Source organism: Sivoneniella epilithica UHCC 1019 (genome assembly GCF_040830845.1).
Lineage (GTDB): Bacteria > Cyanobacteriota > Cyanobacteriia > Leptolyngbyales > Leptolyngbyaceae > ULC077BIN1.
Window position 1 is genome coordinate 41,587 of sequence record NZ_JBFPDP010000041.1, and the last position, 6,873, is coordinate 48,459.

General features: G+C 47.8%; 7 protein-coding genes and 1 tRNA gene. 5 read left to right on the forward strand and 3 right to left on the reverse strand.

Going from position 1 to position 6,873, the window contains the following annotated elements; all coding sequences use genetic code 11:
- Positions 1–88: 88 nt before the first annotated feature.
- Together AB3R30_RS20430 and AB3R30_RS20435 are read right to left on the reverse strand one after the other, a co-directional pair.
- Positions 89–1,051: an alpha-E domain-containing protein gene (locus AB3R30_RS20430; RefSeq protein ID WP_458651060.1), complete on the reverse strand. Its 963-nt coding sequence runs from the start codon at positions 1,049–1,051 to the stop codon at positions 89–91.
- An 18-nt stretch (positions 1,052–1,069) separates the two neighbouring features.
- Positions 1,070–2,503, reverse strand: a complete 1,434-nt coding sequence (locus tag AB3R30_RS20435) for a circularly permuted type 2 ATP-grasp protein (RefSeq protein WP_458651061.1) — start codon at positions 2,501–2,503, stop codon at positions 1,070–1,072.
- A gap of 252 nt (positions 2,504–2,755) precedes the next feature.
- Here AB3R30_RS20435 and AB3R30_RS20440 point away from each other — a divergent pair.
- Positions 2,756–2,827, forward strand: a tRNA-Gln gene (locus AB3R30_RS20440).
- 201 nt (positions 2,828–3,028) lie between these two features.
- On the forward strand, positions 3,029–3,505 hold the full coding sequence (locus tag AB3R30_RS20445; RefSeq protein ID WP_458651062.1) for a Spy/CpxP family protein refolding chaperone: 477 nt from the start codon (positions 3,029–3,031) through the stop codon (positions 3,503–3,505).
- Between the two features lie 3 nt (positions 3,506–3,508).
- On the opposite strand, the gene AB3R30_RS20450 is transcribed toward AB3R30_RS20445, so the two are convergent.
- Positions 3,509–4,489 (reverse strand): ABC transporter ATP-binding protein, encoded by a 981-nt coding sequence (locus AB3R30_RS20450; RefSeq protein ID WP_458651063.1) that lies wholly within the window; start codon positions 4,487–4,489, stop codon positions 3,509–3,511.
- 176 nt (positions 4,490–4,665) lie between these two features.
- Between AB3R30_RS20450 and AB3R30_RS20455 the strand changes: the two genes are divergently transcribed.
- The 3 genes from AB3R30_RS20455 (at position 4,666) to AB3R30_RS20465 (ending at position 6,801) form a co-directional block, all read left to right on the forward strand.
- Positions 4,666–5,661 (forward strand): helix-turn-helix transcriptional regulator, encoded by a 996-nt coding sequence (locus AB3R30_RS20455; protein WP_458651064.1) that lies wholly within the window; start codon positions 4,666–4,668, stop codon positions 5,659–5,661.
- An 88-nt stretch (positions 5,662–5,749) separates the two neighbouring features.
- Positions 5,750–6,190 (forward strand): DUF29 domain-containing protein, encoded by a 441-nt coding sequence (locus AB3R30_RS20460; RefSeq protein WP_458651065.1) that lies wholly within the window; start codon positions 5,750–5,752, stop codon positions 6,188–6,190.
- Positions 6,191–6,345: 155 nt separating this feature from the next.
- A complete protein-coding gene (locus AB3R30_RS20465; protein WP_458651066.1) occupies positions 6,346–6,801 on the forward strand; it encodes an AMIN domain-containing protein in 456 nt (151 codons plus the stop codon).
- Positions 6,802–6,873 lie beyond the last annotated feature (72 nt).

Genomic DNA, 6,873 nt, shown 5'->3' on the forward strand with positions numbered 1-6,873 from the left:
CCTCATCCCCAACCCTTCTCTCTAGGGAGAAGGAAGCTAGAACTCGTGTCCCCTCTCCTTGGGGTGAGGGCTAGGGTGAGGGCTTCTGCTACGCGGCTGGCTCTAGGGCAAAGAAGGTTTCAAAAATCTTGTCGCCTACGTCGTTCATGCGGCTTTGAAGGCTCTCTAAATATTCGTGTAGCCCAACGCTGACGATTTCATCAATGGTGATGTAGTCTAAGTCGGCACGCAGTCGTCCTAGCGATCGCTCAACAGAGATGCGTCCGCTGCCAATGGGGGTGCCGGTGATATGATGCAGCGATCGCTCAGCTTCTAAAACACACCATCGCACCGATCGCGGAAACTCTCGATCTAAGATCAAAAATTCGGCGACCCCTTTGGGCGAAATCCGATGTTGTCCTTGTTTTCGATACATTTCATAGGCGCTAGCAGATTTTAGCAAGGCGATCCATTGCAGTTCATCTAAGGTGCTACCCACATCTTTGACGGAGGGCAGCAAAATGTAATATTTCACGTCCAAAATTCGGGCAGTCTTATCAGCACGCTCAATCAACCGTCCAATTTGACCAAAATGCCAGCCCTCATTGTGGGTCATGGTGGCATCCATCACGCCTGCAAACAGATGACTTTGCAGCTTGACTTCCTCAAAAAAGCTGAGAACGGCTGAAATATCATTCATTAACGTGTGCGATTGAGCCGCTTCAATCACCATCAGATAAAACGAGTTGACCTGCTGCCACATTTCCGAAGAAATCACTTCCCGCACCGATCGCGCATTCTCACGCGCTGATTTCAAGCACGACAAAATGGAATTGGCATAATCTTCATCAAATGCCAAAAACTGGGTGACCTTTGCCCCAGTTGCTTCGCCATAGCGCTTTTGAAACAAGGGCAAATCGCCTGTAGTCAACACAATCGGCTCCCATTGAGTGCCGCCGGATGGCGCATCCAGCAACAAGTTAAGATTGACTTCAATAAAACGAGCTACATTCTCCGCCCGCTCAACAGAGCGAGTCAGCCAATAAATCGAATTTGCAACACGACTGAGCATACGATTCCCTTACTTTCCCTATTTATAGACAACCCAAGTATCTTTACTGCCGCCGCCTTGCGATGAGTTAACCACTAACGATCCTCGCCGCAGGGCAACGCGGGTTAATCCACCGGGATTCACATAAACGTCTTTGCCATATAAGATGTAGGGGCGTAGATCCACATGACATCCCTCAAACTCGCCATCTAATAGGGTCGGCACTCGTGATAAACATAGGGTCGGCTGGGCGATATAGTTGCGTGGGGATGCCTTGATTCGCTGAGCAAAATCTTCTTGCTGCTCTAGCGTCGAGTGCGGACCGATCAACATGCCATATCCACCCGATTCATTTGCGGCTTTGACTACCAGTTTGTCCAAATTTTCTAAGACATGGCTTTGCTGGCTCGGTTCCCAACATAAGTAGGTCGGAACATTTGCCAAAATTGGCTCTTCGCCTAAGTAATACTGGATCATGGCGGGAACGTAGGAGTAAATTACTTTATCATCGGCAACGCCAGTTCCAAGTGCATTCGCGATCGCCACCTTGCCAGAGCGATACACCTCCATCAAACCGGGTACGCCCAATAATGAATCTGCCCGAAACGCCTTGGGATCGATGAAATCATCATCAATTCGCCGATAGATCACATCAACACGCTGCAATCCTTTGGTAGTTCGCATTTGCAAATAGCCGTCGGCAATCACCAAATCGCGCCCTTCCACCAGTTCTACCCCCATTTGCTGCGCCAAAAAGGAATGTTCAAAGTAAGCAGAGTTATAAATTCCGGGAGTCAGCACCACAACCGTCGGATCGGGTAAATGCTCAGGCGCAAGATTGAGCAGGGTTTCGAGGAGATAGCTAGCATACTCCTCAACAGGCTGAATATTCATCGTGTCGAACACGACAGGAAAGGTATTTTTCATCACCCGTCGATTTTCTAGGACATAAGAGACCCCCGAAGGACAGCGCAGATTATCTTCCAGCACATACCACTGACCAGAGCGATCGCGCACCAAATCGGTTCCGGTAATGTGGCACCAAATGCCTTTAGGCGGATGCAAGCCGATACACGGCTTCAAAAAACCACTCGCTGAGAAAACAATCTCAGAGGGAACAATCCCATCCTTCAAAATCTTTTGATCGCCATAGACATCTGCCAAAAATAGGTTGAGCGCAGTGATCCGCTGCTTTAAGCCTTTTTCCAGGATCAGCCACTCATCGGCAGACAAAATCCGAGGGATCAGGTCAAACGGCATAATGCGCTCAGTGCCACGACCATCACTATAAACATTAAACGTCACGCCTAGCTTAAATAAAGCCACTTGAGCCGCTTGTTGCCGACGAATCACTTCCTCCATGCCCAGCGTGTGAATCCGCTCAATCAGCGGCACCGCGTCGGGGCGAGGTTTTCCCTTGGCTTCAAATAGCTCGTCGTAAAAATCCCCTGGTTCATAGTCGTAAAAAGTCACAGGTTCAAGTCCAACGTGTTTTCAGTGCATTCTACAAAACTACGGGTTAGTCACCCAGTAGCTTTGATTGCAGAACTAGCAATTTGCTTAAGAATACACCTTCAGGCAAGGGGCAGTGATTGAAATCGTTGCCTATTGGCACCCAGTAAAATTAGTACACACTATTTTCTCTAAAATTTGATTGGCAAATGTTGACAATCCTTCGCCGCAACCTGTTATAGTAACCAATGTGCGCTGTTTAAGTATGCATGTTGGGGCGTCGCCAAGTGGTAAGGCAGCGGGTTTTGGTCTCGCCATTCCTAGGTTCGAATCCTAGCGCCCCAGTTTTTTTATTGACAATTTTTTGATCGTCAATCTTTTAGAGATAACCATAGGTCGGTAGTAACTGGGTCAAAACAGTGGCTACTTTGTCTAAATGTTAAGACCTATCTATAGCTTATCCGGTGTGTTCATCTGGCACATGGATTGTGTTTTGAGTTACAAAGATAGGGGCATGACTAAACCGAACCCAAGGAGCTTGATTCCATGACGATTTCCATTGCCCAACACGCATCACTCATTGCTGGAATAGCGCTGTTAGGAATTCCTGTGGCAATCCAAGCGACACGAGTAGATTCTGCGATTCTTCACTGGAGAGGCTACGCCAACGCCCAAGAAGCACCAGCCTCAAGCCCGAAGCAAGCCGCCGGAGCCGCGTCTTTGATAGAGCAGTTGAAGCTAACGTCTGCTCAAAAACAGAAAATTTCGACCTTTCGGAAAAATCGTACAACTGAGATGAATCGAGTGTTGACTAGCGACCAAAAAGCCAAATTTGAAGCGGCTCGTAAGTCTGGCAAGAATACTTCAGAAACCATGGCTGCTTTGGGGTTGAACCCTGATCAAAAAAAGAAAATCGCGGAAATTGCTAAAAAATCTGCGGGTGACATTATGAGTGTGCTGAATCCACAGCAAAAGAAACAGGTCGTAAATTATCTGAAGCAACAGCGCGGAGGGTTTGAATAGCAGCTAGCTACTGTATCGAATTCCTTGCTCATGGAGTTGGTGGACAAAAAACTCTTCCAGGGAAGGACGAGCGAGATGCATATCCAATAACTGAGCGCCCATCAGCGTTAGACTGGCGAGAAAATCTTGAGGATTGCCAAGCACTTGCCCTTGCCAACAGCCATCTTTAAACTCTAGGTTCGCAAGGCGATTTTTTAGCACATCTGGGTTGCCCCCTTTGACTTTGGCGTGATAAGCCTCAGAAGTGCCCAAAAGTTCGTCTAAAGACCCCATGCAAATCAGGTTTCCTTGGGCAAGAATGGCGACGCGATCGCAAATTAGCTCCACATCCGACAGAATATGACTATTAAAAAAGATGGTTTTTCCTTGGGACTTCAACGATAGGATAATCTCGCGAATTTGGAAGCGTCCCATTGGATCAAGTCCAGACATGGGTTCATCCAAAAACACCAACTCTGGTTCATTGATCAGTGCTTGCGCCATGCCAATTCGTTGCAGCATTCCTTTTGAATATTGACGTAACTGTTTACGTTTTGCCGACGATTGCGCCAATCCTACCAAGTCCAGCAGTTCGGGAATGCGCTGGCGTTGAATCGAGGCGGGAATACCAAACAAGCCTGCGGTAAATTGCAGTATTTCCCAACCAGTTAGATAGTCATAAAAGTAAGCATTTTCGGATAGATAGCCGACTCGCTGCCTAGTAGCGCGATCGCCAATCGGGTTGCCCAGCAGCAAAGCTTTTCCACTAGAAGGACGCACAATTCCTAGCAGCGTTTTCAACAACGTCGTTTTGCCTGCGCCATTGGGTCCTAGCAAGCCAAACGTTTCACCTTGAAACACTCTCAGCGTGCAGCTTTTGAGCGACTCAACTTTTTGATTGAGCCAAAACCCAGTGCGATAAGCTTTGCGTAACTCATAAGTTTCTACCACGGCTGGACGTTCGATAATGGCTGATTGAGCCAGTGAGTCAACGACAGACACCATAACGCCTTACTTCCCTCAAACTCCCAATTTCAGAGTGTACCTTGTTTTCTCTTTTTTACCGATTGTGGTCAAATTTCATGACTGTTGTGGAATTTAACAAGGTCTAAACTATTGAGAAACTATTTTAATAAGTTCTATACTCTAGAAGTTTTTATACGACTCTGACACAGTTAGCCATGACTATCATCCTCTCTAACCAAGACTACGAGGCTTTGTTTGAGGAAGCGATCCAAAATGGTGAAATTTCCTACCGATCGAACGAGTTTGAAACCATTTGCGAGTACCCGCCACAGCTTGCAAAAGGATATCGCCAGAGCATTCAACTTCGTCCCGGCATGGAACTGTCAACGGATGATCGGGTGACTCAGCAAGATTTGATCCTGAAAAGTCCTGTTTGTCAGTGGTCTGTAGGTGCATCCTTTCATCTTGCTGGAAACTACTACTGCGATTGTGGAGCCTATGTTGATCCAGGGCATACAGTATTGACCGGAAGCTGTATCGCACCTGAAGAAAATCTGGAATTTCCAACAGGAGAGCGATTAGTAAGTGTTGATATTTCAATTGCTCCTGATCTATTTGAAGACCTAATCATCGGTCAATTAGAACAATTACCTCCAGCATTGAAACCGATCATGAAGGGAGTGCATGATTTAACTAAATTGGCTGGAACTATCACACCATCAATGCAAGTTACATTACAGCAAATTTTGCAATGTCCGTATCAAGGAGGGTTTAAACGGCTGTATCTAGAAGGCAAAGTGTTGGAATTGATGGCATTGCAGTTGATGCAAGTGATAGAACAGCCAGTGGCAGCTTGTTCCTATGGTGCGTTGCGATCGCGCGATGTTGACTGTATTCACCAGGCTAGGGAGATTCTGATTCAGAATTTAGATAATCCACCGTCGCTGCTTGATTTAGCACGGCAAGTGGGATTGAACGATCGCAAACTCAAACAAGGGTTCCATCAGGTGTTTAATACGACGGCGTTTGGTTACTTGCGTGACTGTCGCTTGGAACGGGCACAGCAATTGCTAATGGATTCAGAGATTTCTATTGAACAGGTGGCAAAAATGGTTGGCTATGGCGATCGCAGTCGATTTGCCTCAGCCTTTCGGAAAAAGTTTGGGGTAAATCCGAAGACTTATCAACTGCAATCGCGAAAGGAGATCTGATTCGGTTGCCGTCATCTGAGAGCGGCATTCAGGCTTACTTTTTAGTAGGTTTTGGATAGAATAAAGTGAACCTAGCGCAGTGTTGCCCATGCAAACGACTACTCTCTATGACCAAGACTTTTACGCTTGGACGCAGCGCCAGGTTGAGCTACTGCGATCGGGTCGCTTAGGAGAACTTGATATCGAAAACCTAGTGGAGGAGATGGAATCGTTGGGGAGGCAGGAGCGACAAGAACTGCGAAATCGATTGGGAGTGCTGCTGGGGCATCTGCTCAAGTGGCACTATCAACCAGAGGCGCGATCTAAGAGTTGGCGGGCAACCATTCAGGAGCAGCGGCAGGAGATTCGCCGCCACCTCAAGGAGAACCCCAGCTTGAAGCCCTATCTGCTCGAAGCCATTGAGGTTGGTTACGAAAAGGGGCTCAACCTAGTGGATCGGGAAACACCCCTCGACCCCAAACAACTACCTCAATCCTGTCCTTTCTCTGAGACCGAAATGTTTGAGGAGCCAGTAGACTGGCGACCGTAATTTCTCATCTCCCCAAAAAAGTCCGTCTCGGGCGCTAAAAAGTCCGTTTCAGCATCAAAATGGCTAGCGAAGTGGCTGGCTTCCCACTTATTGTTCTTGAGAATACTTCTGATTAAGTTCAGTCAAGAGAGCACTTTTGTGGGCGAGGAGCAAGCATGAAGCGGAAGGTTTTCAACGGGCTAGGTTTGACGGTTCCTTTGGAGTTGCGCCTTGCGCTAATCGCGCTAGCTGGAGGCATGACTCAGGGAGCATTAATGTTGATGGCTCAACCTGGTTGGGCAGGGAGTCAAATCCCCCGCGTGCGCGACCTTCAGCGTCCGGTAACCAGTGTTAAAGAATGGCTGGCGCAGGTGGAAGCCGCAACAGCACAGATCACCAATATCAAACTCAATCGCACTGACACAGGGCTGGAGATCAATCTGGAAACCGCAGAGGGCAGACCGTTACAGGTGGATGCGACAAAGTTTCGTCAGGAAGGTACGAGTCTGATTGCAGACATTCCCAATGCGGTGCTGGCGTTGCCTAAGTCTCAAGGATTCAGGGCGGACAATCCGACGGAGGAGATTGCGAATGTCCGTGTAACGCAAGTGGATGCAACCATGGTTCGGTAGTGCATTAGACTAATGTGGGATAGGTGGCAATATCATGCCAATTCCATGCTCGCGTTGTTAATCCTGCTCGTT

Bases quoted from the DNA above. Each gene is read 5' to 3' on its own strand.
- AB3R30_RS20430 (WP_458651060.1), bottom strand. From the start codon at position 1,051: ATGCTCAGTCGTGTTGCAAATTCGATTTATTGGCTGACTCGCTCTGTT.
- AB3R30_RS20445 (WP_458651062.1), top strand. From the start codon at position 3,029: ATGACGATTTCCATTGCCCAACACGCATCACTCATTGCTGGAATAGCG.
- AB3R30_RS20450 (WP_458651063.1), bottom strand. From the start codon at position 4,489: ATGGTGTCTGTCGTTGACTCACTGGCTCAATCAGCCATTATCGAACGT.
- AB3R30_RS20455 (WP_458651064.1), top strand. From the start codon at position 4,666: ATGACTATCATCCTCTCTAACCAAGACTACGAGGCTTTGTTTGAGGAA.
- AB3R30_RS20460 (WP_458651065.1), top strand. From the start codon at position 5,750: ATGCAAACGACTACTCTCTATGACCAAGACTTTTACGCTTGGACGCAG.
- AB3R30_RS20465 (WP_458651066.1), top strand. From the start codon at position 6,346: ATGAAGCGGAAGGTTTTCAACGGGCTAGGTTTGACGGTTCCTTTGGAG.